This window comes from Patiriisocius sp. Uisw_047 (assembly GCF_047730165.1).
Lineage (GTDB): Bacteria > Bacteroidota > Bacteroidia > Flavobacteriales > Flavobacteriaceae > Patiriisocius.
The window spans coordinates 1,303,026-1,329,684 of sequence record NZ_CP159834.1; the positions used below are offsets into that span (position 1 = coordinate 1,303,026).

Here is a 26,659-nt window from a genome sequence, read left to right on the forward strand (position 1 = left end):
TTAATAAATTTGACTGCCGATAAAAGTTTAAAACGAATGCAGATGTATTCTGCATTGATACAAAATGAAGATTTCTAAAGAAATAGTATTAAAAGCCTTCAAGAACCTCGTCACTGCAAAGTCGATGACTGAAATTTATGAAGAGAATTTTAAGTTGGTTTCAAAATATGTACACGCTACTTCGCGCGGGCACGAGATCATACAAACAGCTGTGGGGATGCAATTGAAGCCACAAGATTATATGTTTCCATATTATCGTGATGACGCTATGTTGCTTGCTATAGGTATGACTCCTTATGAGATGATGTTGCAAGTGTTGGCAAAGAAGGATGATCCATTTTCTGCAGGGCGTACCTATTATGCGCACCCAAGTCTACGAGATGATGACAAGCCTAAGATTCCGCATCAAAGTAGTGCTACGGGAATGCAGGCCATACCTGCTACAGGTGTTGCACTAGGGTTTTCTTATATGGAAAGCTTAGGAATCAATGAAGCCATTGCGCAACAGGTACGCGATGATCAGCCCATAGTAGTTTGTTCCTTGGGTGACGCGTCTGTTACGGAGGGTGAGATTGCTGAGGCTTTTCAGATGGCAGCGCTAAAACAATTGCCTATTCTTTATTTAGTGCAGGATAATGGTTGGGATATTAGTGCAAACGCTGCAGAAACAAGAGCTCAAAATGCAGCGGAATATGCAGCTGGTTTTCACGGTCTTGAAGCAATTTCTATAGACGGGACAGATTTTGAAGAGAGTTATAAAACGATAAACGAAGTCATTGAGAAAATTAGAACAGAGCGTCGCCCATTTTTGGTACACGCAAAAGTTCCTTTATTAAATCACCATACTTCTGGTGTAAGAATGGAGTTTTATCGTGACGATTTAGAAGAAGCAAAATCGCAAGACCCATATCCTAAAATGCTTAAATTACTTTCGGATTTTAATATTTCCGAAGAAATAGTAAAAGAAATTGAGACTTCTGCCTTAGCGGAAGTAACAAAAAGCCTATCTACTGCATTAGAAGCAGAAGATCCAAAACCTGAAGATTTATTTACCCACGATTTTGCACCCACTCCTGTTACTGAAGAGGTAGGAGAGCGCACACCAAAAGGGGGCGAGAAGGTAGTGATGGTAGATTGTGCTTTATTCGCAATTGAAGAGTTGATGGCTAAACACCCTGAGTGTTTACTGTACGGGCAAGATGTAGGTGGACGACTTGGTGGTGTGTTTAGAGAAGCGGCTACTTTGGCTCAGAAATTTGGTGATAATCGAGTCTTCAATACAGCTATTCAAGAAGCATTTATAGTAGGTTCTACGGTCGGGATGAGCGCAGTGGGATTGAAGCCTATTGTGGAGGTTCAGTTTGCAGATTACATTTGGCCTGGATTGAATCAATTATTTACAGAGGTTTCTAGAAGCTGTTATTTGTCAAATGGTAAATGGCCAGTCTCTATGGTATTAAGAGTGCCTATTGGCGCCTACGGAAGTGGGGGGCCATATCATTCGTCTTCTTTAGAAAGCGTGGTAAGTAATATTCGCGGGATAAAAATAGCATACCCAAGTAATGGTGCCGATTTAAAAGGTTTGATGAAAGCGGCTTATTACGATCCTAATCCAGTCGTTATTTTTGAACACAAAGGATTATACTGGAGTAAAGTGAAAGGAACGAAGGGGGCAACTTCTATAGAACCGAGTGAAGATTATATGTTGCCTTTTGGAAAAGCATGGGTGCTACAAGAGATATGGCCACAAGAAGAGGAGGAAACCCTTACGATCATTACCTACGGAATGGGCGTGCACTGGGCGTATAATGCTACTAGAGAAATGGATGTTACAGATCGTGTGGAGATTATCGATTTAAGAACACTACATCCTCTAGATTATGACACGGTTTTTAAATCTGTGCGTAAATGCGGGAAGTGTTTAGTCGTGACAGAAGAACCCTCAGAAAATAGTTTTAGCAGGGCTTTACAGGGTCGTATTCAAGAAGAATGTTTTCAGTCGCTGGATGCTCCTGTGATGATTATTGGAAGTGAAAATATGCCTGCAATCCCTTTAAATGCTGTGCTGGAAGAAACTATGATTCCTTCCACTATAAAGGTGAAAGCTAAGATCGAGGAGCTTTTAAACTATTAAAAGCCTCGTATAAATAATTATAAGAGGCTTCTATTATTTGAATAACTCAGGTTTATTTAACCTGATTAGGAGGGTATTCCATTAGTATTTCAGAAACAATACACTTAATCTTTTCTTCTTTCTTGTCAATGTTACTACCTCTATATAGAGAAGAACGGCCTACACCTTGCCATACTAATTCTTGCGTTTTAGCATCTATAAGGTCTATATATAATGTTCCTTCTGTAGATTTTGAAACCGTGTTGCCCCAATTACCTCCCCAGCCAAATCCTGTTCCCCAGCCCCAAGCGCCTCGGCCCCAACCAAAGTTGTTATTATATACATCAACACGCTCGCTTTCTTTTGTAAATATACTTATGAGTAGATCTGGCGTTTCAGATTTAACCATTCCTTTTGCGCTAAGTTCTCCGTCAATAGCGCGAAGTACTCGGCGCTTATCTAAGTCAGAAATTTTTGCTTTATCGATACCGGGTTTAAAAAAGGCGAAAGAGCCAAAATCGTTGAAGTTTGCTTCTCTATCATAATCCGTAGTGACTCGTACAGAAGAGCAAGAGGCTAATACTAGGATGGCAAAAAGTGGTACTAGTTTAAAAATTTTCATAGCGTTATTTTTTAAAAAGTGAATCATCTACAAAATTAGGAAGCGTTACTTTTAATGATGGATTACGATCCATTTCTCGTTTAATAGCAAAAACAGCTTCTTCATTTCTAGCCCAACTACGTCGAGCAATTCCGTTTGTTACATCCCAAAAAAGCATAGATTCTAGACGGCGTTGTGCGTCTTTACTACCATCAAGTACCATACCAAATCCGCCATTAACAACTTCGCCCCAGCCTACGCCGCCACCGTTGTGAATACTCACCCAAGTCGCGCCTCTAAAGCTGTCGCCTATAACATTTTGTATTGCCATATCTGCCGTAAACCTGCTTCCATCGTAGATATTACTGGTCTCACGATACGGAGAGTCTGTCCCAGAAACATCGTGGTGATCTCTCCCTAATATGATGGTTCCTATTTTTCCTTCGGAAATATGCTTGTTAAAAGCACTTGCGATTTTTGTTCTACCTTCAGTATCAGCATAGAGGATACGTGCTTGGCTACCTACTACAAGTTTGTTTTCTTGAGCGCCTTTAATCCACGTGATGTTATCCTGCATTTGTTGTTGGATTTCTTTGGGAGAATTTTTCATTATCTCTTCTAAAACTTCACAGGCAATCGCATCTGTCTTTGCTAAATCTTCTGGATCACCGGTGGCACAAACCCATCTAAAAGGACCAAAACCATAATCAAAACACATAGGCCCCATAATGTCTTGTACATAAGAGTTGTATTTAAAATCAATACCATTTTCTGCCATAATATCTGCACCCGCTCGCGAGGCTTCTAACAAAAAAGCATTTCCGTAGTCAAAAAAGTAAGTGCCTTTTGCAGTGTGTTTATTAACAGCAGCTGCGTGACGTTTAAGCGAACGCTGTACTTCTATTTTAAATTGGTCTGGATCATTTGCCATCATGGTAACAGATTTCTCATAAGACAATCCAACGGGATAATAACCGCCAGCCCAGGGATTGTGGAGGGAGGTTTGATCGCTTCCTAAATCTACATGTATGTTTTCTTTGTCAAAATGCTCCCACACTTCTACAATGTTTCCATCCCAGGCAATAGATACAGCTTCTTTTGCTGCAAGAGCTTCTTTGACCCTGTCGCTCAGTTTGTCAAGGTCACTAAAGACTTCGTCCACCCAGCCTTGAGAATGTCTCGTATGGGTCGCTTTTTTATTGACTTCGCCACACACCGTTACGCATCCTGCTATGTTTCCAGCTTTGGGTTGGGCACCACTCATGCCTCCTAATCCTGAAGTTACAAATAAGCCGCCTTGAGGTGATTTTTTTATTTTTCTGAAACCATTTAAAACTGTAATTGTAGTCCCGTGTACAATCCCTTGTGGGCCAATATACATGTAACTTCCAGCTGTCATTTGTCCGTATTGTGTTACTCCCAGTGCATTAAATTTCTCCCAATCGTCAGGTTGAGAGTAGTTAGGGATCATCATACCGTTTGTTACGACAACACGAGGCGCATCTTTATGCGAAGGGAATAATCCCATTGGGTGGCCAGAATATACAGCCAAGGTTTGCTCTTCTGTCATTTGAGCTAGATAGGCCATTATTAAACGGTACTGTGCCCAGTTCTGGAAAACGGCTCCGTTCCCGCCATAGGTGATAAGCTCGTGTGGGTGTTGCGCCACGGCGTGATCTAGATTATTCTGGATCATTAACATGATGGCTTTTGCTTGTTCGCTTTTCCCTGGGTAATCGTTTATAGGTCTGGCGTAAATTTTATAATCTGGGCGAAAACGGTACATGTAAATACGTCCGTAGTCATCTAGTTCTTGCTTAAACTCGGGTAGGAGGGTTGCGTGATGTTGCGGCTCAAAATAGCGTAACGCATTTTTTAAGGCCAGGATTTCTTCTTCCGAAGAAAGAATTTTTTTACGCTTAGGCGCATGGTTTACATCCGTGTCGTATGCTTTGACTCCCGGTATTTGTGCTGGTATGCCTTGTAATATTTCTTCTTTGAAATTCATGTGTCTACATTTTCTTTGTGTCCTTTGTGGCTCAGTGGTTTATTCACGTAAAGGCACATTAGTCATGGCTATTAATTTGATTTCCCTGTTTTCTTGTCAAAACCATAGGGACAATGGCGGCAGCCGCTTTCACAGCAATACCCCCGTTTTAGATGGTACTGCTCTGTGAAGCATTTATAGCCTTCTGGAGTAAGGTAAAAATCACCTTCTTCAATTTCAATATTTTTCTTCGGAAATAACATCACGCAAAAATAAACATTTAAAATTTCAGCAGTACATTTAAGAGGCAATCATGCATTTTAACTTCGGAAATTTTAATGGTATAATTTCTGTAATTTTTCATTAAAATTTGGGCGAATGATTTTTTTGTGAGTGCTTATTTAGTGCTAAAAGGATTTAATGGTGTGACGGTCTGGCTTTTTGTTTTTGCAAGAAGAAGCATTTAAAAAAAGATGCTGTTTGTGTGAATCACGAAAAAATCGACCTCAGAAAACAGGTAGAAATATTGTTGCTTCCTTTTTATGTATGGTATAGCCTAGAGTGTGTTTTTAGAATATTTTAGTACAAATACAAACACACTGCGTATAGAAATATCAGCTTTGAGCGTGAGGCATATGCACATGGAAAAGACCGCAACTAATTAAAGCAGCGGTCTTTTTGGAGATTTTTAAAATACCTGTAAAGGTCCTCAATTCTTTATTTTTTTTTCGTTATCGTGCCGCTATCAGTAAACACTTCAATGTAATAAATACCAGTTTCTAAAGCTGAAATATCTAAGGTGTAGCTCGCGCCTGTTTATTCCAAAATCCATTAGTAAGCAATAGCTCAGCCGAGCCTGGCGGACCAAGTGTGTGATGGTATTAACTCATCTGGATCGCGTGCGAATTCAAGTTTAAAAACTTCTTTCTGGACCGCAACATTGGTCCTTGCTCCTAAGTTGTCAATAGTTACTCCACCCCAATTCATACTTATTTCTAGTTTATAAGTACCTGAATAAGTTGGTTTAAAAGTGCGTCCTACTCAATTTGGAATGTTTTGGTGAGATCCTGTTGTAAATGTTCTTAAGGTATTAAGAGGGTGTGTTTGCTTAAATATTTCTGCGTTTTTCTTCGGAAATTCATTCACCTAGTCAATACCATCCCACATGTATATACTGGAATAAACACTGTTACTGCCGAGGCCATTGGTTGCAGTATTATACACAACGGTACTAACAGATAGTGTTCCTGGAAGTGCAGCTGGATCTACGTCAATTATAGGGGCTGCTTCGTCTGTTCTCGAAAGCGCAACGCTGGTAAAACAAGTCCATATTTATTATCAATATCTAGATCACTATTTAGATCTATAACACCATTTGGAGTTGTGGTGCCAATACCCATTTGAGCGGGCATTATATATGGTAAAAAAAAGCAAGAGCTACTAATAGGTTTAGAGGGTTATTGCTACTATACTTAGCATAGTAAAATATTTGTTTATGATAAAAGTAATTGCTTTATTTTGTTAAACACAATATGAATAGATGATACGCGCTAAAACTTAACATTTACGTGAAGAATTGATTAATAAATGTGAGTTTTATCTATAGATTATAAACAGTTAATTCGGCATCTTGGAGGTCTTTTATTACATTGTTTAAATGAAAGAGTGTTAAATTTGTACGATTGACACCTGTAATTAGCATTGAATTAATTCATAAAAATGAAAGCTGAGATTATTAATATTCACACTTTAGAAAACTATAAACTTGCCATAAAACGAGAGGATCTATTATTTCCAGATATAAGTGGAAATAAGTTTAGAAAACTAAAATATCAAATAGAAAAAATTCTTATGTCAGATACACGCACCCTTTTAACATTTGGAGGTGCCTATTCAAATCATATTGCGGCTGTTGCTGCCGCTGGGAAAAAGTATCAATTTAAAACGATAGGGATTATAAGAGGAGAAGAACTTGGGGGTGGGGTTTCAGAAAACGCAACATTGTCATTTGCAAGGGAGCAAGGGATGCAACTAGAGTTTATATCTAGGGAAGCATATAGAATGAAAGAATCACAAACCACTATTGATGATCTTAAGGAAAGGTACGGTGATTTTTATTTGATCCCTGAAGGCGGTACAAATGCTCTTGCTGTAAAAGGATGCGAAGAAATATTAACTTCAGATGACGCTAGTTATGACTACATCTGCATATCTGTGGGGACAGGAGGTACTTTGGCTGGTATCGTTTCTAGTGCATTGCCACATCAACAAGTACTTGGCTTTTCAGCTTTAAAAGGAACATTTCAGAAGGAAGTAGTGTCAATATATACGAGCAACAGTAACTATAAAATTGTGGATGACTATAATTTTGGGGGCTATGCTAAAATAGATACAGTACTTGTTCGTTTTATTAATGAGTTTAAAATAGCGCATAAAATTCAGCTTGATCCAGTATATACAGGCAAGATGATGTACGGTATTTATGACCTAATGGAAAAACAATATTTCAAAGAAAATAGCCGTATTTTAGCCATTCATACGGGCGGACTGCAAGGTATTGCTGGTATGAATGAAACATTAAAAAGAAAAAAATTACCACGTATCATATGAAAAAAGGGATATATATATTTGTCGTTCTACTCCTAGTCGTTTTAGTTCAATCAGGGTGTAAGTCAAGGAAACAAGTAGTCGCAAAAGAAAGAACAGAGCGTGTAGTGAAAGACACGCCTAGAAAAAAGCCTAGGGTAACAGCACCTGTTGTTGTAGAGCCTAAAAAAAATGAGACATATGCAGATGTAGTAGCAAATTATATTGCCACATATAGCGAGATTGCCAAACAAGAAATGGATACATATGGTATTCCTGCGAGTATTACACTGGCGCAAGGCATATTAGAAAGTGGCGCTGGTAGAGGAGAATTGACCCGTAAAGCACAAAACCATTTTGGGATTAAATGTCACAGTGGATGGACTGGTGAACGCGCATATCATGACGATGATGAATTACAAGAATGTTTCAGAAAATATACTGATCCACAAAGCTCTTTTAGAGATCACTCCTTATTTTTATCCCAACGCAGTCGCTATAAATCTCTATTCTCTTTAGAAAGAGATGACTACAAAGGCTGGGCAAAAGGTTTGAGAAAAGCGGGATACGCAACAGATCCAAAGTATCCAGATAAATTAATTAGTATTATTGAGCGCTACGATCTAGAAGCATACGATGATGAGGTTTTGGGCAATAAGAAGCGTCGTAAAAAAAGTATATCTACTTCAGAAATATCACAGAATTCACATACGGTCGTTAAAGGTGATACCTTGTACTCTATAGCAAGGAAACACAAATTAACTGTAGAAGAACTTCGCAGTATAAATGGTCTAAATTCCAACGATATTTCAATTGGGCAAACACTATCTTTGCAGCTACAATAAAAATATACCATGCAATATAAAAGGAGTAGTGCTCTTTTCTCTGAGGCACAACAAGTAATTCCAGGAGGTGTGAACTCACCGGTACGAGCATTTAAAGGCGTAGGCGGACATCCTATTTTTATTAATAGCGCGAAAGGAGCTTACTTATATGATGAAGATGGCAATCAACTTATAGATTATATAAACTCTTGGGGCCCTATGATTTTAGGGCACGCACACGAGCCCGTTGTTGAGGCAATCACTACAACTGCTAAAAAGGGTACTTCCTTCGGGACTCCCACAATACTTGAAACAGAGATTGCTCAATTGGCAGTCAGCATGGTGCCAAACATTGATAAGATTCGTTTTGTAAATAGTGGTACAGAAGCATGTATGAGCGCTGTTAGACTTGCAAGAGGATATACATCGCGAGAAAAAATAATCAAATTTGCAGGTTGTTATCACGGCCACAGTGACTCTTTTTTAATTCAAGCTGGAAGTGGCGCAATCACACTAGGCGTTCCAAATAGTCCAGGAGTAACTGCGGGTACGGCAAAAGATACCTTGTTAGCAGATTTTGATAACCTAGCACAAGTAGCGGAATTGTTTAAAAACCACAAAGATGAGATTGCCTGTATTATCGTAGAACCAGTGGCAGGTAATATGGGATGCATTCGTCCTTCATCTGGGTTTCTTGAAGGCTTACGTACTTTATGTGACGATCATAATACACTCTTGATTTTTGATGAAGTAATGACCGGTTTTAGACTTGCAAAAGGGGGAGCTCAAGAATTGTTAGGCGTTCAGGCAGATATTATTACCTTCGGAAAAGTCATAGGCGGAGGGCTTCCAGTAGGCGCTTTTGCAGCTCGTGAAGAAATTATGAACTATCTAGCACCTATAGGTCCAGTGTATCAGGCAGGAACGTTAAGTGGGAATCCTCTCGCAATGGCAGCCGGAATCGCGATGCTCAAAGAACTAAATGACCACCCAGAAATTTTTAAATCTATTGCTGCAAAAACTGAGCGTTTGCATCTAGGGATGGAGTCGGTCTTAAAAAAACATAATATCCCATCTACTATCAACAGGGTTGGGTCTATGATTTCTGTGCATTTTTCTAATGAGCCTGTTGTAGATTTCGCTTCAGCGGCTGCGGCGAGTGGTGAGCGATTCAATCTGTTTTTTCATGGCCTATTAGCGCAAGGAATTTATATCGCGCCAAGTGCTTTTGAAACGTGGTTTATATCAGACGCTTTAAGTAATGAGGATATTGATAAGACAGTAAGGGCAGTTGAACATATAGTTTCACAATGGTAAAAAAAAATCCCGCTATTTAAGCGGGATTTTTTTTAGTATGTTGTCTTACTTATTTGTTACCCATTGCTTTCCATTTAGCAAATTGAGCATCTGTGAGTGTTTTAGCCATCGCTTGGTTAAAAGCCTCGTCATATTTGGCTTTATTTGCCTTAGCATCTACCTGAGAAATTTTAGCATTATTTACATATCTGCTATAGTTCACTTCTTTTTGTACAAAAGCTCTAAAAAGCGTACGCTCTTGTTCTGCGGTGAAATCTAATGATTTATTTAATTCTGCTAGCTGCATTTTTACTTTCGCTTCTGGTCTACTAACGTCTTGAGATAAACTCTGTGCTTGCATTTTTTGACCACCTAAGGCGATAATAAATGCGAATGCTATTACTGATAAAATTTTTTTCATTCTATTTTAATTTAAATTTAAAGTACTAAAATATATATTTTGATTCACTAAATTCAATTATTGAGCCAAAATAAGTTTAAAGGCAAAAATAATAGGCAAGTGCATCTCTTGTTGGTTAATCTTCTATTGCCTCTAAGTATTCTAATAACATTAATACCGCCTCATCGTGCACTATAGATCTACCTATTTGAGGCATTCTAAAAGTAGGGATCGTACTTTGAGTTCTAGACTCAATTTCTCCTCTGTTTGCGTAGATTCCGGTGTCATCAAAAGCTGTTTCATATCTAAAATCTAAATCAAACATGGTTACTTCACCACCAGGTTGATGGCAATGAGCACAATTGACATCCATATAAGCACGTGCACGCTCAAAGATATCATACGTAGCGTCATCTGTCCAGTCTGGTAATAAACTAATGTCTCCAGGGCTAGATAAGCCAGTAAGAATACCGCTGTCTGTAAAAGCTTGTAGTTGGTTTTGATTCACCGTACCGTTCATTGGGTTGAAATTCATACTTCTCAACTTTAAGCCAATAGGAAATGTATTTCCACTATTGTTATGACAGGTAGCACAATCTTGTTTCGATGGGATCACATAACTTACATTCTGAGTCTCACCCGCTGTGTCTATATAAGATATGTCTTCCACGCTGGATGTTTCTCTATAGGTTGCGTCTGTTTGCGCTTCGTTCCAGATATAATCTCCAGATTGCCAAAACCCGTCTATCTTCAAGAATACTCTAGTTTCAATAATTTGCTTACCTAATGAAGGATTTCTGTCATCGATATTATAGTAAAAAGTTTTTGCAACGAGTGTGTTGTCTGGAAAATCTGGCAATAACTCACTACCACTATATTCCATAGACTCCCCTTCAGGTAGTCTTATTAAACGTTGCTTTGCTGCATAGTCTGTAAATAGGGTGCTGTTTATTTCATATAGTTGTACATCACTCGCGGGTGTGAGATTTGAGAAATCTCCTTGAAAAATGCCCATTTCAGAAAGAGAAGTTTCAAAAGTTAAATCTACAACTTCTATTGTATCATCCATTTCATCTACAGCTGTGTAGTCGTCATCGTCACCTCCACAACTAAAAAGCAGGGCTGCAATACTTAGCGAAAAAAGTATGCTAATTTTTTTCATATAAATTTTTTTCAAATGTATAAAATAACGCCCACAATTAAAACGGTGACGCGCACTAATTTGTCTAGCCCAATCTCATATTTTACTCACTGAGAAGTAGCGTTCACTAAACTGTCATTTTATGAACCTATGGTCTATTATATGTTTACTTCCATAATCTTAAAAAGATAATTATTATGAAAGCAAAAATGCTATTGCTGGGTATTCCAGAATTGAGCCAACAAACGAAGTATCGATATTCTCAGTTTTGTAAAATAAAACTTGGTTGATCTTGTAATGGTTATATCCATTTAGAATTATCCTAATCGGATTGTTCTTTAAGAATATTTAATGCTCACTTTTTTTAAAGCCATAGGTGTTTTGCCCGATAAAATCTTTAGGGAATTTAGCATCACCCTCAAATCCTATTTCAACGGTTCCGCTGTCTTCAGGGATATAATTTGTTTTAAAAATATAATCCCAAAGACTTAAGCTAATCCCATAATTCACCCCTTTTTTTCCATCAGGAAGCACACTAGCGTGATGGTATAAATGCATCACTGGATTGTTGAGGATATATTTTAAGGGTCCCCAGGTAATCTTAATATTAGAATGGTTAAAATGACCAATCGCTATGGTGATAAAGTGCACTATAAAAGCTTGTTCAGGTTCAAAACCACCAATGATCATTACACCAAAAGTTTTAAGCGGTTTATAAAATATATTCTCCATCCAATGGTATCTCAAATGAGCTGCAAATCCCATTTCTTTTACACTATGGTGTACTTTATGAAATTTCCAAAGAAAAGAATATTTATGCAGCAACACGTGAGTGAACCATTGAACAAAATCTAGAATAATAAAGAATACTAATAATTGTATCCCGCGAGCCCATTGTGAGATGTCAAATAAAGCTAGACTCTTTGTATTGATATTAACTTCAGCAAACAAGAGCCCTAAGGTCTCGTATACTCCGCTAATTACGATACTAAAGATGAAAAAGTTAAAGAACATATAGAATCCATCTAACCAGAAATCACGTCTAAATATGGACTGCTCCTTGCGCCAAGGAAAGATGATTTCTAATATCCAAACAAACAATGAGATGGTTACGAGGCCCCAGAAATAGTTGTTATACCAGGGAACATCAAAAATAATAGATTTCCATGTCCAGTCTACAGTGCCTAAAAAGGCGTTTATAAAAACGTCTAAATACTTTTCCATTTTCTTATCATATTACTGTTATACTTTCCCTTTGCAAAGGTAAAGCATTGTGATAACTCCATTCTGTCCATTAGCCGTCATAATTCTTTACTTTTTTATAGCCTAAGAGTTGTGTTAATACGAACGTGGTATGCGCAGAACACACGCCGCTATGGTAATACACAATTATTGGATCCTCTTTTGTTATATTTAATCGACTATAAATATGTTCTAGTTCTAGGATACCGGTGAATGGTAAGCCAAAGGCAGGCATAAAACCGCCTAATCCACATTCGTTAAGCGCTCTATAACCAATTTATTGTTTTTGATGTTCACGTTTGTTGTTTTGGCAAATCACCATAAAATGGAGCTCCGTCAATTTAAATAAATATTTTTTTATATTCGTCTAACAAAAGTTACATAAAAATAGCAAAAAAATACTTTAACTTGCCCTTTTTACCAGAATACACAACCTTAAAGTTATGACTAAAAATTTTGAAACTAAGTTTACCGCGTATTCATTTATTGCCTCAGCCGTGCTACTCTGGTTTGGCTGGGCCTTGTCACCACACCATATTGGTGAGTATATTGTTGCTTCAGATTTTCCTTCTATAGGAGAAAACATATGGCTATGGATCTGGATGTATCGCATACATATTTTTGGTTGGGTATTTCTAGGAATTGCAATGTTTGCATTGGTTTCTATAACTTCCAGGAATCCCTATCGTGTGCTCCTTTTACCCGGTGCAGGCTTAGTTGTTATAGGTACTTTTACTTTGGCGATTGGAGCTGCTTACTTTTATAATTTTGGAGCCTGGGGCGTAGGTAAGACAGCAGATATGTCTCCCGTAGCGGTTCAAGAATTCATGGATAGTATGTTGTACACTAATCAATATGTAACCTGTTTTTTTCGTTTTGGGCGGATTTTTTCTGGGGTTGGCTTAGTATTACTAGGTGCTGGTTTTGTTAAATCAAATATAGTGAGCGGTTGGTTAGGTTGGTTTACTGTACTCTTAGGTCTTGCAGCTATGGGTATTATTTTATCGATTCCAGATAACTTTGAAGTGTACAAACCTATATTTCACATAAAGGTTTTATGGATGGTTATTATGGGTGTTTTTTTACTCAAAAATGGTGTTAATTTACCAAAGTTAAAGAAATAACGTTTTCAAGGTATTTCATTTTAGTCTCTAATCTGTGACTATTAGTATACAAAAAAAAGAGCTACTGTTTAAGTAGCTCTTTTTTTGTATACTATGTTTTAAGCTTTTTAAACCTCAGAAATAAATAGATCATCATCCGTTTTTTCTACTTTAGCAACACCATGCTTCGTTAATCCCTTAATGGTTTTATCCCATTTCTTATTACTTAAACCAGACTGTTCTTTAAGCGTGTTTAGCGCTATAGGCGAGTTAGATTTTAAAATAGCTAAGACCGCTTTTTCTTCTTCATTTAAAGCAACTGCCTTCTTCTCTGGTCTCATTTGAGGGAAGAATAACACTTCTTGTATAGATTGATTGTTAGTCATAAACATGGCTAGACGATCTACGCCAATCCCAATTCCTGAGGTTGGGGGCATTCCATATTCTAAGGCTCTCAAGAAATCTTGATCGATAAACATCGCCTCGTCATCCCCTTTTTCACTCAATTTTAATTGCTCTTCAAAGCGCTCGCGTTGTACAATAGGATCATTAAGCTCTGTATAGGCATTGGCAAGTTCTTTCCCATTGACCATAAGTTCAAAACGCTCCGTCAAGCCCTCTTTGGTTCTGTGCTTTTTAGTCAAAGGGCTCATCTCTACAGGATGATCCATAATAAACGTAGGCTGAATGTATAAATGCTCACATTTTTCACCAAAAATTTCATCCACCATTTTCCCAATACCAAAAGTCTTATCTGCGGGAATGTCTAATTTATGACAAACTTCACGCACTTCTTCTTCGCTCTTTTTGTATAAATCAAAGCCAGTGTGTTCTTTAATAGAATCAAGAATACCAATTCTTTTATATGGAGCTTTATAGTCAATCACGTTATCGCCAAAAGGCACGGTAGTCGTCCCATGAAGTTCCATAGCAACCTCTTCTAGTAGCTTCTCCGTCGTGTCCATCATCCAGTGATAATCTTTGTATGCAGCATACATTTCCATCACTGTAAACTCTGGGTTGTGGGTGCGGTCCATTCCTTCATTTCTGAAATCTTTAGAAAACTCGTACACGCCATCAAAACCACCAACAATCAATCGCTTTAAGTACAACTCATTTGCAATACGTAAATACAAAGGCATGTCTAAAGTGTTGTGATGTGTCACAAAAGGTCGGGCAGAAGCACCACCTGGAATAGGCTGTAAAATAGGCGTCTCTACTTCTAGAAATCCCATATCATTATAAAAACGACGAATCACATTTGTGATTTTGGTACGCTTAATAAACGTGTCTTTCACACTAGGGTTTACCACAAGATCTACATAACGCTGTCTGTACCGTAGCTCAGGATCGTTAAACTCATCATAGGTGTTTCCTTCCGCATCTGTTTTTGGTAAGGGTAGCGGGCGCAATGTTTTAGAAAGCATCTTAAAATTCTTTACTAGCACAGTCTTTTCGCCTACTTGAGTTTCAAAAAGCTCACCTTCCACACCAATAAAATCGCCAAGGTCCAATAATTTTTTAAACACATTATTGTAAAGTGACTTGTCTTCTGTTGGACAAATTTCATCCCTATTAAAATAGAGCTGAATACGGCCTTCGCTATCTTGAAGTTCCCCAAAAGAAGCTTTTCCCTGAATTTTTTTACGCATCAATCGACCCGCGATTACTACTTTTTTACCTTCCTCAAAATCCTGTTTAATCCCAGAAGTCATCGCATCTACCGGGTATAATTCTGGTGGATATGGATTGATGCCTAGGGCGATAAGTTGCGCGAGTTTTTCGCGACGAATGACTTCAAGTTCAGATAGTTGCATTTTTATAGTATTCAGTAGGCAATGGTTTCATTAATGAAAAATGGTGTGTGCAATACTCTTAATCGTTGCATTACTTTTCCTAATTAATAACAAAGCGTGTTAAAATAAGCCGCAAAGATAGTGATAGTGTAGGAGTGTATCAAAGTGAAATTCCTTTTTTACTTCGGAAATATAAAAGGTTCAAAATTAGCGTGTTTCCGAAGAAATCAGTCTAATATGAAAACGGTTTTGAAAAAGAAGTGAATCCTATTTTTAAAACCGTTTTTCAAAGCATTTATAAAAGTAGATTGCTTCTTATTTCGCAGCCAGAATCGTTCCTTTTACTTTGAGTTGCGTCGTGGTTTCTTTGGTATTAGACGTCACCGTAATTGTTTTACTCATAGCGCCTAAGCCATCACTGTTTTGCTCAATAGCCCCATCTCGATGCTCTTCATTTACATTGCCGGAAAATTCATATGGTGCTCAGGTTACAAAGGGGAATAATAAAAAAATATATATTTTAAGTGATTTCATAAGGTCTTGTGTGTTAATAGAACGAAGATGCGAAAAATGAGCTTGTAACAAAAAGACTTGCATCCGACAAATAGATTGGTATTAATTGTAATTTTGTTAATCTATGAGTATTTGGAGAGTCTTACTATCTATTTTGTTTCCGCCACTTGCCGTTCTTGATAAGGGCTGTGGTTCTATTGTTCTTGTAACTATCTTAACCATTTGTGGTTGGATTCCTGGGGTCATTGCAGCACTCATTATTCTTAATAATCCTAAAAATTAAAGATATGAAAAAGTCACTAGTTGTGCTATGTGCAGCCGTTGCACTAGCCTTTGTAAGTTGTGACGTGCAAGAACGCATCGTTTTTAACGAGCACATGGGTGGGAGTTATGAGACCAGTTTTGACCTTTCTCAAATGCTAGAATCTGTCGGAAGTATGGGAGCGTCAAGTAAGGATGAACCCTCAAAAAAACTGGATACGCTTATTACGTTTAATGATATACTCGTGAAGTATAAAGATAGTATCGCAACCTTGCCAAAAGAAAAGCAAGTGCAGCTGCAGAATATGAAAAACATGACGATGCGCATGCAGATGGATGAAGGTAATAATATTTTTAAATTTAATATAGGTAAAGAGTTCGCTCGCTTTAGTGAGATTGAGTTTGTTAGTTATGAAATGGATGAGATGATAGATCTAGCTAAAAATAATGCGGCACAAGAAGCAGGACCTGCCGGAGATATGCTAAAGACAGAAAAGGTGCGCTACTTTTTTGAGAACAACACGTTTAAAAGGGTTGATGAAAAACTAGTGAACTCAGAAGAGGTTGAGCTTGAAGTTGTTGAAGAGTCGGAAGAAGATATGATGATGCAGGGAATGATGGCAGAGTTTGATGATATGCTTCTAGAAAGCAAAATGAAACTGGAATATGTATTCCCTAGAAAGGTAAAATCTGTTTCTATGGAAGGTACAAAGATTTCGACAGATGGCAAGACCGTAACGTTTGAGATAGATTGGAAAACCTTGATGTATGATAAAAAGTTATTGGACAACTTTGAAGTGGTTTTAGAGGAGTAGTTTGTTTTAGTTAATCTCACAGCAGTGATTTAAATGCTTCTATTCATGTATTTTTGTTGAATAAAACCCACACTATTGAATAAATTAGTACAGTTACAAGATTTAGGTTTAAAGGATTACAAAGAAACTTGGGAGTATCAAGAAGTTCTTTTTAAAGAAATTATCGATACAAAAATCAAGAATAGGAGAGAAGAGACGTGTCTTGAAACAGACAATCATTTTCTGTTTGTAGAACATCCCCATGTGTATACCTTAGGTAAAAGTGGCGACATCAGCAATCTGCTTATTTCTGAAGATAGACTTGCCGAAATTAGCGCCACCTATTATAAAATTAATCGTGGTGGTGATATTACCTATCACGGACCGGGACAGATCGTGGGCTATCCTATTTTAGATCTAGAAAATTTTTTTACAGACATTCATAAATTTTTGAGATTACTGGAAGAAATGGTAATTCTTACCCTTCAAGAATATGGATTAAAGTCAGAGCGAAGCGAAGGAGAGACGGGTGTTTGGCTAGATGTGGGAACTCCTTTTGCACGTAAAATTTGTGCCTTAGGGGTGCGAGCAAGTAGGTGGGTGACGATGCATGGTTTTGCACTTAATGTAAATTCAGATTTAGGTTATTTTGATCATATGATCCCGTGTGGGATTAAAGGCAAAGCGGTTACTTCATTGCACGTAGAACTTGGAAAAACCGAGGTAGATATGGAAGAAGTAAGAGGTAAATTGCTCAAGCATTTCACCACTTTATTTTCTGCGGAAATAGTAAAGAAATAATATTTCTGAAATAAAACACTAGTTCACTTGGTAGCATAAAATCTCACTATCGCTACCTTTTGTGACTAATAACAGTTTAGTGCCGCTAGAAGCTAGTCTGCCTTCAGCGGCTCCATACACGGGAAAACCTTCTACTAACTTTCTGTTTTTACCAAAGGCATACACTTTCTTCTCTTGCAAGTCTGTGACAGAAATGTAGGTATTTCTATTGTGGTTAATGAGCTGCGGTTCGCTGTACCTGCCAAAAGGGAGTTCTACTAATACCCCATTAATACGGAGCAAATTATCATCTAACGTCACCTTGGTTTTACCTAAGGTTTTAAAATAATAGCCGCCAGAGATATCTAATGTTTGAGTACTTTTTTTGCCACTGGTCGAGATCGTATGCTTTTTGTCATCTGTCGCAATAATCACAAAACTGAGTCCCTCTTTTTGAATAGGGATTTCGCTAAAGTCAAAAGTCTCGTTTATCTTGATTCGCTCTTTTCCTGTTCGTGATAAAAAGGTGGCTTTCCCGTTTTCTTCTGTAAGAACAATAAAGTCTTTTGAGCCTAGCCTAATATGTTTGGGAGGAAATACTAAAGGCGAACTCGTTTTTTTAAAGGTAAAACCTTGTACCATTTTTCCTTTGCTGTCGTACATATAGACTTCTTTGCCTTGAGTGATTAGAAAGCGGTATTTGCGGTTGTTATCATAATCAAAGACCGCAAGTGGCTGCGTGATTTTATCGTTAAACTTCATTGGGAAAGGCGCTACAGCTTTCCCATTTCTGTCTAAAATATAAAATGTTTTTTCTGTGGCGAAGGCAAGTTGCTTTTTACCGTTGCGTAGGATGTCAATTTCGTTGATTTCTCCCAGAATGGCACCATCAATTTTTGTGCTCCAGCTTTTTTTTCCGCTGATAGAAAATAGATGCAGCGTATTACTCATATCCTGCACCACGACATCTTGGCCGCGAGTTCGATGATTGGTGAAAAATTTCGGAACTCCTAAAATAGGTTGCTCCAGTTTAGTCGTAAATTTTTGACTCACCGTCCCAGAAATTTGTTTGGATGAAACAATCTCTTTGGTCACAAAATTAAGATGTGCAAAAGAGGTGTCGTAGCTGTATTGAAGAACCCCCAGTGGATAATTGCTATTTGCCTTTTCTACACCATTAAAATCTAGAAGTGCATAGCTTATCGCCGAAACTTCAGTGCCTTGACCTAAAACATATAGGGAAGATGATGACAATAATTGCGCATTGAGTATCGAATAATACGTCGTTTTTCCCAACACATTTTTATTCTGAAATGCGCTAATGATATCATGCGCTGTAGTCACAGAACTTGTGCAGACCACAAAGGCGTCTAGTATAAAAAGATATGGGAAGGAGTCTTGAGAAAGTAAGGGTGTAAAGCTAGAAGTGATGGTCTTGTGCAGGCTGCTTTCAAAAATAGTTACATCTCTAAATGTCTCCATCTCTAATAGATCTGAACTTAAAGAAGACATAGATTGCGCAATGTCAAGGCTGGGCATCAACAGTGCTTGCCCTTCTTTTAGTTTTATTTCTGCTACTTCCATAATGGTTTCAAATAAAGGGTGTTCTGCCGTCAGCGTAGTGTCATTACGGTGCCTTTTCAGGTTCTTAAGGAGCAAGGCAGCATCAGAAAATGAAAAGCCAATTGCAGTTGAAAAATCTGCAGGCAGCAGCTCAATGATTTTAGATTCTTGAGGTGCTTGACCTTTAAAAACATCAATTATGGTACTGTCTTTACTTTTTACAATCCCTGAAATCTGTATACCATCTGGCAGCAGGTGAATCGTTTGAGAAGTCCATAGTTTGTTTACTGCTGAAATAGTTTCGGGATACAAATAAGTCATTCCATTTTTTATAAGTTCCCCTTCTTCTGGCAAGAGCAATAATTTTTCTAAGGCATTGTCATGCGAGTGCTCTTTTTGCTGCAGCACAGAAATTAAGGACGCTCTATTATTTGAAAAAATGTGCACACTATCCTTGATGGCTGTGAAGAGCGAATCATTATTCAGCGTTATTTTTTGAAGCAGTAGCTTTCCTTCAATACTTTTTTCTACCACGACATTCGGAATAGAATCTACACTAAAATTTAAGGCGTCCCTTGCTCTAGTAAAAACAATCTGAGCAGAAGCTCCTTCACCAATAGCACTAAAGTAAAATGGTTCTTGGGATTTCCAGGCACTTAATATTTCTGAAGTACTAATAAAAGCTACGATGGGATTACTCGCGGTATCAAGCAATTCGTTTGCCTTCAGGTCTGTTTTTAGTTGTGCAGGGTTTGTGACTTTTAGAATATAATCTGTTTCTGGCAATACATAATTATAGGGTTCACCTTTGCTATTTGCGCCCTCTGAGCAGGAAAAAATGCAAGTGACCATACCAATCCACACCAAAATAAAAACCTTCTTCATAAGACAAAAGTACATAACAGAACCTAGAGATTGAGTGATACGAGCTAAGTTTATAACACGGTTTTCAACAGGTTATAATTTGAGTTTTAGTTGTTCTGGGAGGAGCCTAAAGCTTTTACGGTGATAGGGGGAAGGACCGTGTTTACGGATAGCGGCGCGATGTTCAAGCGTAGGATAGCCTTTGTTTTTTATCCAATTGTACATCGGGAATTCTTCGTGCAGTTGCTCCATATATAGATCGCGATAGGTTTTTGCGAGAATAGAGGCGGCTGCAATATGTAGAAATTTTCCGTCGCCTTTAACAACACACTCATAAGGTATTTTATAATACGGTTTAAAGCGATTGCCGTCTATGGCGATAAATTGTGGCGCAGGAGTGAGTTGATCAATAGAACGGTGCATCCCGAGAATAGAAGCGTTTAAGATATTAATCTGGTCTATTTCATCCATCATCACGTGCGTTACTCCATAACTAATGGCTTCTGCCTCAATGATAGGTTTGAGCTCCATTCGCTTTTTATGGCTAAGTTGTTTTGAATCTGTGAGCCAAGGATGCGAAAAGTCTTCTGGTAAAATAATAGCTGCAGCAGTAACAGGACCTGATAAACAACCACGGCCTGCCTCGTCTGTTCCGCATTCTAAAAGTGAAGGATGTATCTTTAATTGTAGCACAATCACAAATTACAAATAACATTCCTATTAATACATCGTTCTTTCTCTAATACTATCTAAACATTTATATTTGTCTTCTCGATTACAATCTATGAAAAACAGCCACATCTGTCTCTTATTCTTCTTACTGCCAGTGTTGTCTTTTAGTCAAGTTAATGGCCGCAACAGCCCAACAGGAAATAATAGTAGCAGTAATCCCAATTTCCAGAACGGCGTGGATAAGCAGAAAAAAGCACCTATAGAATGGTATAAAATTATAGCGGCAGATAGAGATTCTACAGTTGTAGATACGACGCTCACCATAGAAAAAGAATACACTTACAATTATCTGCGCAAAGACACTTTTGAGTTGTTGCCCTTTGCAAATGTTGGAACTCCGTATAACGAACTCGCAAAAACCTTTGACGAGGAGAACTTGAAACCTTTATTTGGGGCAAGAGCGCAGCACATTAATTATATGGAAGTGGAAGATATGTTGTACTATGATGTGCCTACACCGCTCACCGAGTTCTACTTTAAAACGGCTTTCCAGCAAGGACAACAATTAGATGCTTTGTTTACAATCAACACCTCACGGCAGTTCAATTTTTCTTTGGCCTATAAGGGAGTTCGTTCCCTCGGGAATCTACAAAACAGACTTACCAGCACTGGTAATTTTAGATTTACAACCAGTTATGAAACTAAGGATAAACGCTATTTTTTAAGAGCTCATCTTGCTGGTCAAGAGATTTTAAATAGACAGAACGGTGGTCTTACAGATGAGGCTTTACCATTGTTTGTTACTGATGATAACAACTTTAATGATCGTGGTAGGCTAGAAGTAAAATATGAAGATGCAGAAAATTTTTTAAAAGGAATACGTTATTACATAGATCAAGAATATCACTTGATTAAAAAACAAGATAGTGTGAGCCACACCTTACTTGCCCTTGGTAATGCGATTACCTATGAGGAAAAACAGTTTCGCTATCAGCAAGCCAGTGCATATGTGGACTACGGTGCTGCCTATGAAGCGACGGGGTTAAGAGATCAAGTTAGGTTACAGGATTTAAACACCAAGGCATACGCCCGTTTTGATAATGATATTTTAGGATCGTTAGGTGCTTTTATAGACTACACAAATTATAATTATGGCTACAATGCGGTACTCATTCTGGATGAGGGTAGAATCTCAAATAGATTAAAAGGAAGTGTCGTTTCCGCTGGGGGAAACTATAAAAAGGAGTACAAAGGGTTTAGTTTGCAGGGTAAAGGTGCTGTAAATATTTCTGGGCCATATGACGGCGCCTACTTTAAAGGAAGCGCAGGATTTACTTTTTACAAGGATATCAAAGCCGAAGCGGGACTCAAAATACATAGCGTAGCGCCAAATTTTAATACATTATTGTTTCAAAGTGATTATGTGAGTTATAACTGGGAGAACCAGTTTAACAACGTGAAGACGCAAGAACTAAGTTTTGGTTTGTCTTCTCCTACCTACGGAAATGTAAACGTTTCATACACCGGGATTGATGACTATACTTATTTCGGAACGACGATAAGTACCCCAGCTACTGAAGAAACGGTAGAAGTGAGAAGTCAGCCCACACCTCTGCAAGCTACAGATCGCGTAGATTATTTAAAAATAAAGCTTGAGAAGAAATTTATATATAAAAATTTTAGGCTTGCAAACACGGTGCTGTTTCAGAGTGTAGCAAACGGTTCTGAGGTTTTTAAAGTGCCTTCCTTCATCACACGTAACTCTGTATACTATGAAGATCACTGGTTTAAAAAAGCATTGTTTTTACAGACGGGAGTCACCTTTAAGTATTTTCCTAAATATGAGATGAACGCCTACAGTCCTGTGCTTGGTGAGTTTTATGTGCAAGACACACAAGAAATAGGAGGCTTCCCGATGGTAGACCTTTTCTTTAATGCAAAAGTACGCCAGACACGCATCTTCTTTAAATATGAGCATGTGAACTCATTGTTTAAATCTACGAATGATCACTTTGCTGCTCCCGGATATCCATATCGAGATGGGATTATTCGATTTGGATTAGTTTGGGATTTCTTTTTATAGAGATAACGATAGTAGCCTCTTTTCTCTTTGATTTGTTTTATCAAATCAAAATATAGCTAGATTGAATAATAGAGTGATAGGTTTTCCATTTTATCAATCTTCTTTTTCATTTAAATATCTGGCTACGGTTACACCAATACTTGCGCTGGCTTGCAAGAGATAGCCTCCAGTAGGAGCGTCCCAATCTAACATTTCGCCAATGCAAAATTGAGTAGGCAGTTCTTTCAGTTCAAAATGAGAAGTGACGGCCTGTAAATCAATACCACCTACCGTGGAAATTGCTTCGTCAATAGTGGCTGTGTTGATGATGTCTAAAGGGAATTTTTTAATATGTTCTGCTAAAGATGTTGTGTTTAAATAAGACTCTTTAGAAAGATATGTTTTTAATAAATCTATTTGAGCGCTGCTGAGTTTGAGTTCCTTTTTTAAGATTTGAGTCGTATTCTTAAAACCGGAAGATTTAATTTTATACACAATACTTTCTAATGATAGCGAAGGTTTAAAATCAATACAAACGGTCGCTTTTACTTGCGCATTCAACTGTGCTCTAATTTGCGGACTGAGACCGTAGATGGCATTCCCTTCTAAGCCAAATGTGGTAATAACCGCTTCTCCTTTTTGAACGGTCGTGTTGCAAGTAATAGCAATATTTTTTAAAGGAGTTCCTTCGTGTTTTTTAATAAAGTCAGGTTCCCAGTCTATTTGATACCCGCAGTTGGAAGCTTGAAACGTTTTTGTTTTGATTCCTTTATTAGTAAAGGTGTCGCGCCAGTTTCCATTAGATCCCGTGACTTTCCAGCTTGCTCCTCCTAAAGAAAAAATGGTATAATCTGCTTGAACCACTTGGTCATTAATGATAGGATTATTAGCAGCGTCCCAATTAGAAAAAGTATGACCGTACTTGAATAGCACTCCTTTTTCTTTGAGAGATTTAAGAATAGAATTCAGGACTTCAATAGGCTTGATTCCTTCTTTGGGGTACACTCTTTTACTGCTGCCTACATAGGTGGGAATTCCAATGTGATCGAGCCAATTTCTAAAATCACTATTGGTAAAACTAGTGAGTGCTTCATCTAAAAAACCTGCAGGGGTGTACCGTTTAATAAGTCGATCAATAGGTTCTGAATGTGTTAGGTTGAAGCCACCTTTACCAGCAACTAAAAATTTTCGGCCACTTGTTTTGTTTTTTTCATAGATGGTCACCGTGAATTTTTTAGCATCTAAAAAAGAGGCTAATAAGAAGGTTGATGGTCCGCCACCTATAATAGCAATTTGCTTTTTCATAAAACTAATGTAGTTGTAGTAAGAGTGGGTAAAACAATGTATCAAGTTTTAAACAGCCACTTGCTTCATTTTTAATTTGTTTTTCAAACGCTGCCTAACGCACGTAATAAGGGAGTGGTTTCTCGGTTATCCTGTAAAGGTAATTTAATTACATAACAAAAACCTCAACCAAAAGGAAACGGTTCATGCTGTGATATTTCTGAAGTAATCATTTATATAATTGAAATAATAGCCCAGTATGCTGTGAGGATTTGGCTTTTTACTAACGTCTAAGCTCGGTGTATTGACCTAGATTCTTTTGGCTCAATTAACAGCCTAATAGTCCAAAAGACAGGACCAACTCTTGCTTTACTTTCTCGCCGTTTGCATTCTCTGCAGGGGTCCACGATCCTGGTAAGTTTTTTATTAATGTAATCATAGTCCCGTCTACAACTGGGTAGAAAGAAGATTTATCGAGTCTTACGTTTTCAACAGAACCATCTTTGGTCACTGTAAAATACAACTTTGCAGGACGTAGTTTTTTTGGATCTAAGCCTACTCGAGACTCCTCGCTTTGAACTCTCAAATAATCTTTAAGGGTTTCCTCGCTAAACAAATAGGAAGCTTGTTTTTCTGGAATGATGGTAAGATAGGAAGAAGCATAGTTGTTTTTCACGGTATTAATCTGCGCGTTCATTTGTTGGAATTCTACATGAATCATTAGATTAGTAGAATAGTCTGACCCTTTTAAAAGTTTTAATTGCGCTTCACTAAACGATGCGCTAGTGCCTGTTTCGATTATGTCAGATATGATATAACCATCTATGATAGTTACAGTAACAGATTTGATGTGTTCGATTTTATCGAGTTCTTCTTTAGAAATAAATGCATCGATTGATCTTGCCTTTTGTACCACCTCTCTTTTCACGGGTCTAAATCTTGGACCTATGTCGTAAATAAAATCTGTAAAAACTCTTTTTTTAGGGCTGTTTGTCACTTGCGTGTTGACAGCCATCTCTTCACCCATAGATGGTTCGAGTTGATTTATTTTTAGCTTATCCTTAGTTGTGTTGCCACAAGAAGAAAGACTTAAGATGGCAAGTGCGGCGCAAAAAGGTGTAAGGTACTTTTTCATAACGATTCGTTTAATAATTGATATGAGTCAAATGTATTGTAGATGCTTGGTTTTGAAATGGTTTAAGTGTGAAAAAAATGTCAATTTTTCCCAAAAAAAGTGATTTGTATTTTGAATAAATAAAAATATTTTTTTTGAGGCTGTATTTCTAAAGGTGATTTTTTTGTAGCGGCCAGGGTACAGCATGCGTTATTGCTTTTGTAACCTTGTATTGTCGTGTTGGTTTAATGATTTGAGTCTACCTGTTGCGCTTAGTTATGAAGCTTTTTTTCAAATTTTATTTTTCTAATTCCGTGTTCGGTATCCCATTGTTTAACTTCCGTAAAACCGCATTTTTCATATAATTTAGTTGCTGGGCCATTGGCAAGACCTGTCTCGACTACAAATAGATTTGAATCAAAGGTGTCAAAAACAAAGGTTATTAGTTTTCCTGCGATCCCCTGTCTAAAAAATGTAGGATTGACTACTAAACTTCTAATAAGTGTATAGCGATTGTTACGATCAATTTCAATAACTCCAGCGAGACCACCATTTTTTGAGTATCCGTAAAAGGCTGTGGTGCTTTCTATAAAATCTTCAAGAGGTCTTTTTAAGGGTGGGAAATAAGTGGCGTTTAATAATTTTGCCTCTATCTTATAAGATACTTGAAAAACGGCACGAATTTTTTTAGCAATTTCTAACTCCTTATGTTGCAGTCTTTCAATCATTTTTCCTTTTAATTATTTCTAACTCGCTAAATAATTAGATTTATCAGGGCTATCCCGTAAAGTTACTGAAATTAAATCCATCAAAAAATCCCAACCAAATTGTCAGGGTTCATTAGATAATATTTCCGAAGTATATGTTGTTCCCCAGAGGATTTCCAAGTTCTGTTTTTCAGATTATCTTTTTCTATGTTTGTTTTGAGTTGCGTGTTGGCAAGAAAGAATATTTTGCAGTTTTTGGTAGTATGATTACTTTTAGTCGAATACAGAGGTTTGCGGCTTATAGAGTTGACTTGATTTTATTAAAAAATAAAATGCCCTTTACGTAAAATCATAAAGGGCATTCATTTTGGCACAAAGAAAGGTGTGACTAATTCAAATCTATTGTACCATTACATTAAATGTGGCTGCAATATCAGTCTCTCCACCAGCATCGCCAAGACCTGTGTTCGGTTTTGTAGGCAAATGACGTAGCGTAAACGTTAACGTTCCAGAACTTACTGTTCCTGCTGTTAACGTAAATTCTGTTCCGAGCGGATTTCCTTCGCCATCAAAATTATCGTACTCTGTTGTTACATCAAGTCCGCCTCCAATAGTGTAGAAAAACTGGTGGTCTTCATCTTCTTCCTCCACTTCCTCCGTAATATTTTCAGGTGGGTTTACTGTTTCGTTCAATAGTACAAGCGTACCATTATACATTACACCTGCTGTAAGATTACCAGAAGTAATTACTGGTGGATTGGGTCCATCGCCATCTAAATCCCTTGTTTGTAGGGTAACAGGCATTCCGCCACTGTTGGGCGTAAGGGTTACCGTCAAAGTGGTAATCACTTCTTCTTCATTTACGGGTTCTGGCGTATTGTCGTCATCGTTTGAGCACGATACAAATAATACTGTTGCAAAAATTGCAGTTGCAAAAAATTTCAAATTTCTCATAG

24 protein-coding genes and 1 pseudogene are annotated in these 26,659 nt (G+C 37.7%); 10 read left to right on the forward strand and 15 right to left on the reverse strand.

The window, feature by feature from the left end; genetic code table 11:
• Positions 1–64: 64 nt before the first annotated feature.
• Positions 65–2,134: a thiamine pyrophosphate-dependent enzyme gene (locus ABXT71_RS05795; RefSeq protein WP_415372900.1), complete on the forward strand. Its 2,070-nt coding sequence runs from the start codon at positions 65–67 to the stop codon at positions 2,132–2,134.
• A 52-nt stretch (positions 2,135–2,186) separates the two neighbouring features.
• On the opposite strand, the gene ABXT71_RS05800 is transcribed toward ABXT71_RS05795, so the two are convergent.
• The 4 genes and pseudogenes from ABXT71_RS05800 to ABXT71_RS05815 form a co-directional block, all read right to left on the reverse strand.
• Positions 2,187–2,735: a DUF4136 domain-containing protein gene (locus tag ABXT71_RS05800; protein ID WP_415372901.1), complete on the reverse strand. Its 549-nt coding sequence runs from the start codon at positions 2,733–2,735 to the stop codon at positions 2,187–2,189.
• Positions 2,736–2,739: 4 nt separating this feature from the next.
• Positions 2,740–4,722: a urocanate hydratase gene (locus ABXT71_RS05805; protein WP_415372902.1), complete on the reverse strand. Its 1,983-nt coding sequence runs from the start codon at positions 4,720–4,722 to the stop codon at positions 2,740–2,742.
• Positions 4,723–4,793: 71 nt separating this feature from the next.
• A complete protein-coding gene (locus ABXT71_RS05810) occupies positions 4,794–4,964 on the reverse strand; it encodes a DUF5522 domain-containing protein (RefSeq protein ID WP_415373071.1) in 171 nt (56 codons plus the stop codon).
• Between the two features lie 454 nt (positions 4,965–5,418).
• A pseudogene (locus ABXT71_RS05815) lies at positions 5,419–5,499 on the reverse strand (hypothetical protein); the annotation flags it as partial.
• A 406-nt stretch (positions 5,500–5,905) separates the two neighbouring features.
• On the opposite strand from ABXT71_RS05815, the gene ABXT71_RS05820 reads away from it, so the two are divergent.
• The 4 genes from ABXT71_RS05820 (at position 5,906) to hemL (ending at position 9,428) form a co-directional block, all read left to right on the forward strand.
• Positions 5,906–6,070, forward strand: coding sequence for a hypothetical protein (locus ABXT71_RS05820; protein ID WP_415372903.1), 165 nt, complete (start codon positions 5,906–5,908; stop codon positions 6,068–6,070).
• A 350-nt stretch (positions 6,071–6,420) separates the two neighbouring features.
• Positions 6,421–7,311, forward strand: a complete 891-nt coding sequence (locus ABXT71_RS05825) for a 1-aminocyclopropane-1-carboxylate deaminase/D-cysteine desulfhydrase (protein WP_415372904.1) — start codon at positions 6,421–6,423, stop codon at positions 7,309–7,311.
• Complete coding sequence (locus ABXT71_RS05830) at positions 7,308–8,132, forward strand: glucosaminidase domain-containing protein (RefSeq protein ID WP_415372905.1); 825 nt, start codon at positions 7,308–7,310, stop codon at positions 8,130–8,132. Before ABXT71_RS05825 ends, ABXT71_RS05830 begins: the two co-directional genes overlap by 4 nt.
• A gap of 9 nt (positions 8,133–8,141) precedes the next feature.
• On the forward strand, positions 8,142–9,428 hold the full coding sequence (gene hemL / locus ABXT71_RS05835; protein WP_415372906.1) for a glutamate-1-semialdehyde 2,1-aminomutase: 1,287 nt from the start codon (positions 8,142–8,144) through the stop codon (positions 9,426–9,428).
• Positions 9,429–9,477: 49 nt separating this feature from the next.
• Here the strand turns inward: hemL and ABXT71_RS05840 are convergent, their stop codons facing one another.
• The 4 genes from ABXT71_RS05840 to ABXT71_RS05855 all read right to left on the reverse strand — a co-directional run bounded on the left by ABXT71_RS05840 (position 9,478) and on the right by ABXT71_RS05855 (position 12,425).
• Positions 9,478–9,828, reverse strand: a complete 351-nt coding sequence (locus tag ABXT71_RS05840) for a hypothetical protein (RefSeq protein ID WP_415372907.1) — start codon at positions 9,826–9,828, stop codon at positions 9,478–9,480.
• 115 nt (positions 9,829–9,943) lie between these two features.
• Entirely contained in the window at positions 9,944–10,969 is a 1,026-nt protein-coding gene (locus ABXT71_RS05845; RefSeq protein WP_415372908.1) for a hypothetical protein, read from the reverse strand.
• A 327-nt stretch (positions 10,970–11,296) separates the two neighbouring features.
• Positions 11,297–12,172: a sterol desaturase family protein gene (locus tag ABXT71_RS05850; protein WP_415372909.1), complete on the reverse strand. Its 876-nt coding sequence runs from the start codon at positions 12,170–12,172 to the stop codon at positions 11,297–11,299.
• A gap of 70 nt (positions 12,173–12,242) precedes the next feature.
• Positions 12,243–12,425 (reverse strand): rhodanese-like domain-containing protein, encoded by a 183-nt coding sequence (locus ABXT71_RS05855; RefSeq protein WP_415372910.1) that lies wholly within the window; start codon positions 12,423–12,425, stop codon positions 12,243–12,245.
• Between the two features lie 208 nt (positions 12,426–12,633).
• On the opposite strand from ABXT71_RS05855, the gene ABXT71_RS05860 reads away from it, so the two are divergent.
• The gene (locus tag ABXT71_RS05860) at positions 12,634–13,314 is read left to right on the forward strand and encodes a hypothetical protein (protein ID WP_415372911.1); all 681 of its coding nucleotides are present in this window, start codon (positions 12,634–12,636) and stop codon (positions 13,312–13,314) included.
• 107 nt (positions 13,315–13,421) lie between these two features.
• Here ABXT71_RS05860 and lysS read toward each other — a convergent pair whose 3' ends face one another.
• Positions 13,422–15,110, reverse strand: coding sequence for a lysine--tRNA ligase (lysS, locus tag ABXT71_RS05865; protein WP_415372912.1), 1,689 nt, complete (start codon positions 15,108–15,110; stop codon positions 13,422–13,424).
• Positions 15,111–15,726: 616 nt separating this feature from the next.
• Between lysS and ABXT71_RS05870 the strand changes: the two genes are divergently transcribed.
• From ABXT71_RS05870 to lipB, 3 genes are all read left to right on the forward strand, one after another.
• Positions 15,727–15,885 carry a YqaE/Pmp3 family membrane protein gene (locus ABXT71_RS05870; RefSeq protein ID WP_415372913.1) on the forward strand — a complete coding sequence of 53 codons (159 nt, stop codon included), beginning with the start codon at positions 15,727–15,729 and terminating at the stop codon, positions 15,883–15,885.
• Between the two features lie 4 nt (positions 15,886–15,889).
• On the forward strand, positions 15,890–16,678 hold the full coding sequence (locus ABXT71_RS05875) for a hypothetical protein (protein ID WP_415372914.1): 789 nt from the start codon (positions 15,890–15,892) through the stop codon (positions 16,676–16,678).
• A 75-nt stretch (positions 16,679–16,753) separates the two neighbouring features.
• A complete protein-coding gene (lipB, locus tag ABXT71_RS05880; protein WP_415372915.1) occupies positions 16,754–17,458 on the forward strand; it encodes a lipoyl(octanoyl) transferase LipB in 705 nt (234 codons plus the stop codon).
• A gap of 18 nt (positions 17,459–17,476) precedes the next feature.
• On the opposite strand, the gene ABXT71_RS05885 is transcribed toward lipB, so the two are convergent.
• Together ABXT71_RS05885 and ABXT71_RS05890 are read right to left on the reverse strand one after the other, a co-directional pair.
• Complete coding sequence (locus tag ABXT71_RS05885; protein ID WP_415372916.1) at positions 17,477–19,885, reverse strand: hypothetical protein; 2,409 nt, start codon at positions 19,883–19,885, stop codon at positions 17,477–17,479.
• Positions 19,886–19,957: 72 nt separating this feature from the next.
• Complete coding sequence (locus ABXT71_RS05890; RefSeq protein WP_415372917.1) at positions 19,958–20,557, reverse strand: ribonuclease HII; 600 nt, start codon at positions 20,555–20,557, stop codon at positions 19,958–19,960.
• Positions 20,558–20,648: 91 nt separating this feature from the next.
• Between ABXT71_RS05890 and ABXT71_RS05895 the strand changes: the two genes are divergently transcribed.
• Positions 20,649–22,619: a putative porin gene (locus ABXT71_RS05895; protein ID WP_415372918.1), complete on the forward strand. Its 1,971-nt coding sequence runs from the start codon at positions 20,649–20,651 to the stop codon at positions 22,617–22,619.
• Between the two features lie 93 nt (positions 22,620–22,712).
• Here the strand turns inward: ABXT71_RS05895 and ABXT71_RS05900 are convergent, their stop codons facing one another.
• From ABXT71_RS05900 to ABXT71_RS05915, 4 genes are all read right to left on the reverse strand, one after another.
• Positions 22,713–23,903, reverse strand: coding sequence for an NAD(P)/FAD-dependent oxidoreductase (locus tag ABXT71_RS05900; RefSeq protein WP_415372919.1), 1,191 nt, complete (start codon positions 23,901–23,903; stop codon positions 22,713–22,715).
• 307 nt (positions 23,904–24,210) lie between these two features.
• Positions 24,211–25,017: an energy transducer TonB gene (locus tag ABXT71_RS05905; RefSeq protein ID WP_415372920.1), complete on the reverse strand. Its 807-nt coding sequence runs from the start codon at positions 25,015–25,017 to the stop codon at positions 24,211–24,213.
• Between the two features lie 251 nt (positions 25,018–25,268).
• Entirely contained in the window at positions 25,269–25,724 is a 456-nt protein-coding gene (locus tag ABXT71_RS05910; RefSeq protein WP_415372921.1) for a GNAT family N-acetyltransferase, read from the reverse strand.
• Between the two features lie 378 nt (positions 25,725–26,102).
• On the reverse strand, positions 26,103–26,657 hold the full coding sequence (locus ABXT71_RS05915; protein WP_415372922.1) for a type 1 periplasmic binding fold superfamily protein: 555 nt from the start codon (positions 26,655–26,657) through the stop codon (positions 26,103–26,105).
• Positions 26,658–26,659 lie beyond the last annotated feature (2 nt).

Coding starts and splice junctions, on each gene's coding strand:
- ABXT71_RS05795 (WP_415372900.1), top strand. CDS start 65: ATGAAGATTTCTAAAGAAATAGTATTAAAAGCCTTCAAGAACCTCGTC.
- ABXT71_RS05800 (WP_415372901.1), bottom strand. CDS start 2,735: ATGAAAATTTTTAAACTAGTACCACTTTTTGCCATCCTAGTATTAGCC.
- ABXT71_RS05805 (WP_415372902.1), bottom strand. CDS start 4,722: ATGAATTTCAAAGAAGAAATATTACAAGGCATACCAGCACAAATACCG.
- ABXT71_RS05810 (WP_415373071.1), bottom strand. CDS start 4,964: ATGTTATTTCCGAAGAAAAATATTGAAATTGAAGAAGGTGATTTTTAC.
- ABXT71_RS05825 (WP_415372904.1), top strand. CDS start 6,421: ATGAAAGCTGAGATTATTAATATTCACACTTTAGAAAACTATAAACTT.
- ABXT71_RS05830 (WP_415372905.1), top strand. CDS start 7,308: ATGAAAAAAGGGATATATATATTTGTCGTTCTACTCCTAGTCGTTTTA.
- hemL (WP_415372906.1), top strand. CDS start 8,142: ATGCAATATAAAAGGAGTAGTGCTCTTTTCTCTGAGGCACAACAAGTA.
- ABXT71_RS05840 (WP_415372907.1), bottom strand. CDS start 9,828: ATGAAAAAAATTTTATCAGTAATAGCATTCGCATTTATTATCGCCTTA.
- ABXT71_RS05845 (WP_415372908.1), bottom strand. CDS start 10,969: ATGAAAAAAATTAGCATACTTTTTTCGCTAAGTATTGCAGCCCTGCTT.
- ABXT71_RS05850 (WP_415372909.1), bottom strand. CDS start 12,172: ATGGAAAAGTATTTAGACGTTTTTATAAACGCCTTTTTAGGCACTGTA.
- ABXT71_RS05855 (WP_415372910.1), bottom strand. CDS start 12,425: ATGCCTGCCTTTGGCTTACCATTCACCGGTATCCTAGAACTAGAACAT.
- ABXT71_RS05860 (WP_415372911.1), top strand. CDS start 12,634: ATGACTAAAAATTTTGAAACTAAGTTTACCGCGTATTCATTTATTGCC.
- lysS (WP_415372912.1), bottom strand. CDS start 15,110: ATGCAACTATCTGAACTTGAAGTCATTCGTCGCGAAAAACTCGCGCAA.
- ABXT71_RS05870 (WP_415372913.1), top strand. CDS start 15,727: ATGAGTATTTGGAGAGTCTTACTATCTATTTTGTTTCCGCCACTTGCC.
- ABXT71_RS05875 (WP_415372914.1), top strand. CDS start 15,890: ATGAAAAAGTCACTAGTTGTGCTATGTGCAGCCGTTGCACTAGCCTTT.
- ABXT71_RS05885 (WP_415372916.1), bottom strand. CDS start 19,885: ATGAAGAAGGTTTTTATTTTGGTGTGGATTGGTATGGTCACTTGCATT.
- ABXT71_RS05895 (WP_415372918.1), top strand. CDS start 20,649: ATGAAAAACAGCCACATCTGTCTCTTATTCTTCTTACTGCCAGTGTTG.
- ABXT71_RS05900 (WP_415372919.1), bottom strand. CDS start 23,903: ATGAAAAAGCAAATTGCTATTATAGGTGGCGGACCATCAACCTTCTTA.
- ABXT71_RS05905 (WP_415372920.1), bottom strand. CDS start 25,017: ATGAAAAAGTACCTTACACCTTTTTGCGCCGCACTTGCCATCTTAAGT.
- ABXT71_RS05910 (WP_415372921.1), bottom strand. CDS start 25,724: ATGATTGAAAGACTGCAACATAAGGAGTTAGAAATTGCTAAAAAAATT.
- ABXT71_RS05915 (WP_415372922.1), bottom strand. CDS start 26,657: ATGAGAAATTTGAAATTTTTTGCAACTGCAATTTTTGCAACAGTATTA.